This window comes from Paracoccus sp. S4493, from assembly GCF_000967735.1.
Lineage (GTDB): Bacteria > Pseudomonadota > Alphaproteobacteria > Rhodobacterales > Rhodobacteraceae > Paracoccus > Paracoccus marcusii.
Genome location: NZ_JXYF01000374.1, coordinates 1 through 1,927, shown reverse-complemented (window position 1 = coordinate 1,927; position 1,927 = coordinate 1). Strand labels below are relative to the sequence as shown.

The following is a 1,927-nucleotide window of genomic DNA, read 5'->3' as shown; positions in this document are numbered from 1 at the left end:
AGACGACCGGCTGGCCCAGCGCCGCCTCCAGCGCGGGAACGATCTGGCGCAGGCTCATGCCCTCGACGCGCTGTCCCTTGGGGCGATCGAAATGCGCCAGCAGCACGGGGATGCCGCCCTTGGCCTGGATGTCCTTGACCGTCGGTACGATCTTGTCGATGCGGGTGGTGTCGGTGACCTGGCCGTCCTCGACGGGGACGTTCACGTCGACCCGGGTCAGCACGACCTTTCCGTCAAGATCCATGTCGTCGATGGTGTTGAACTTTGCCATGTCGCATCCTTCAGGGTCCAAGAGTTGGCGAACTTGTCCCGCATGGCAGGCGCGGCGTCAACCGCGCCCGGTGGATGCGCGCGCCCCTGCCGGTCGGACCCCATAACGGTTTCGCGCGTTGCGCAGGGCAGCGACAGACCCTAGATCAGGGGTCGCACCTGACAAAGGAGGGCCTCATGGCCGAGATCAAGGACCCGGAAAACACCATCGTCATCCAGCTCAAGGACGGCCCCGTCGTCATCGAGCTGCTGTCCGACGTGGCCCCCAAGCATGCCGAGCGCATGAAGGAACTGGCCCGCGCCGGCGCTTATGACAACGTGGCCTTCCACCGCGTCATCGAGGGCTTCATGGCCCAGACGGGCGACGTGGCCCATGCGAACATGGAAAAGGACTACAACCCCGGCCGCGCCGGCACGGGTGGATCGGACAAGCCGGACCTGCCGGCCGAGTTCTCCAAGCTGCCCCATGACCGTGGCACCATCGGCGCCGCGCGGTCGCAGAACCCGAACAGCGCGAACAGCCAGTTCTTCATCAACTTCAAGGACAACCATTTCCTGAACGGCCAGTACACCGTCTATGGCCGCGTCATCGAGGGGATGGAGCATGTCGACAAGATCGCCCGCGGCGAGCCGCCGGTGAACCCGGACCGCATGATCAGCGTCAAGGTGGCCGCCGATGCGTAAGGCCGCGCTGATTCCGGCCCTGCTGATGCTGGGCACCGCCGCGACCGCGCAGGGGACCAACCCGCAGGTCGAGGATACCGACGGCCCGAACATGGTCATCGAGGTTGCCGACGCCGAAGGCACGTCCAAGGGCACGATCGTGCTGGACCTCCGCGAGGATCTGGCGCCCAACCACGTCGCCCGCCTGGTCGAGCTGACGAATTCGGGTGCCTATGACGGCGTGGTGTTCCACCGCGTCATCGACGGCTTCATGGCGCAGACCGGCGACGTCGAGAACGGCCGTCAGGACGGCGACACGGCGATGGCCGGGATGGGCGGTTCCGACCTGCCAGACCTGGAGGCCGAGTTCACCGAACAGACCTTCGACCGCGGAACGGTTGGCATGGCCCGTGCCATGGACCCCAACAGTGCCAACAGCCAGTTCTTCATCGACCTGGCCCCGGCGCCGTTCCTGGACGGTGAATATACCGTCGTGGGTCAGCTGATCGAAGGCTGGGACGTGCTGGACTCCATCAAAAAGGGCGACGCCGCCACCAATGGATCGGTGTCTGAGCCCGACTACATGATGACCGTGACCATCGCGGACGGTGACACGGCCGCCCCCGCGGAGGAGGCACCTGCTGCCGACGCCCCGGCAGAGGAAGCCCCGGCGGAAGACGCCGAGGGCTGATCCCCATGCGATCCGATCAGGGGGCCACGGTCCCCTGATCCCCCTCCCGGCGGGGATATCCCTTCTTTTATCGACGATCCGGCGCCATGCGCGGACGCGCCGCATGGTCCTCTGCTGCACTGCCGCATAATGGCCTTGCGGGACTGCGGTCGCCGCCCCTAGGATGCCGGGGTCATGACCAGCGCACCCCCACCCGCCACCGCATTGCAGATCACGCCCTCGGCCCCGATCAGCCGCGAGCTGCATGGGTGGCGTGCGAAATGCCTGCAGCGGCTGGTCCGGATGCAGCTTCCCGTCCCGCGC

General features: G+C 66.6%; 3 protein-coding genes. 2 read left to right on the top strand and 1 reads right to left on the bottom strand.

Annotated elements, in window-relative coordinates; all coding sequences use genetic code 11:
- Window positions 1-271, bottom strand: a 271-nt coding sequence (pgk, locus tag TW83_RS17830) for a phosphoglycerate kinase (protein ID WP_045984132.1), incomplete at its 3' end; no start/stop codon positions are given.
- Window positions 272-447: 176 nt separating this feature from the next.
- Between pgk and TW83_RS17825 the strand changes: the two genes are divergently transcribed.
- Both TW83_RS17825 and TW83_RS17820 read left to right on the top strand, forming a co-directional pair.
- Window positions 448-954, top strand: coding sequence for a peptidylprolyl isomerase (locus TW83_RS17825; protein ID WP_042251774.1), 507 nt, complete (start codon window positions 448-450; stop codon window positions 952-954).
- Window positions 947-1,624, top strand: a complete 678-nt coding sequence (locus tag TW83_RS17820; protein WP_045984131.1) for a peptidylprolyl isomerase — start codon at window positions 947-949, stop codon at window positions 1,622-1,624. The genes TW83_RS17825 and TW83_RS17820 overlap by 8 nt, the downstream gene beginning before the upstream one ends.
- The last annotated feature ends 303 nt before the right edge of the window (window positions 1,625-1,927 follow it).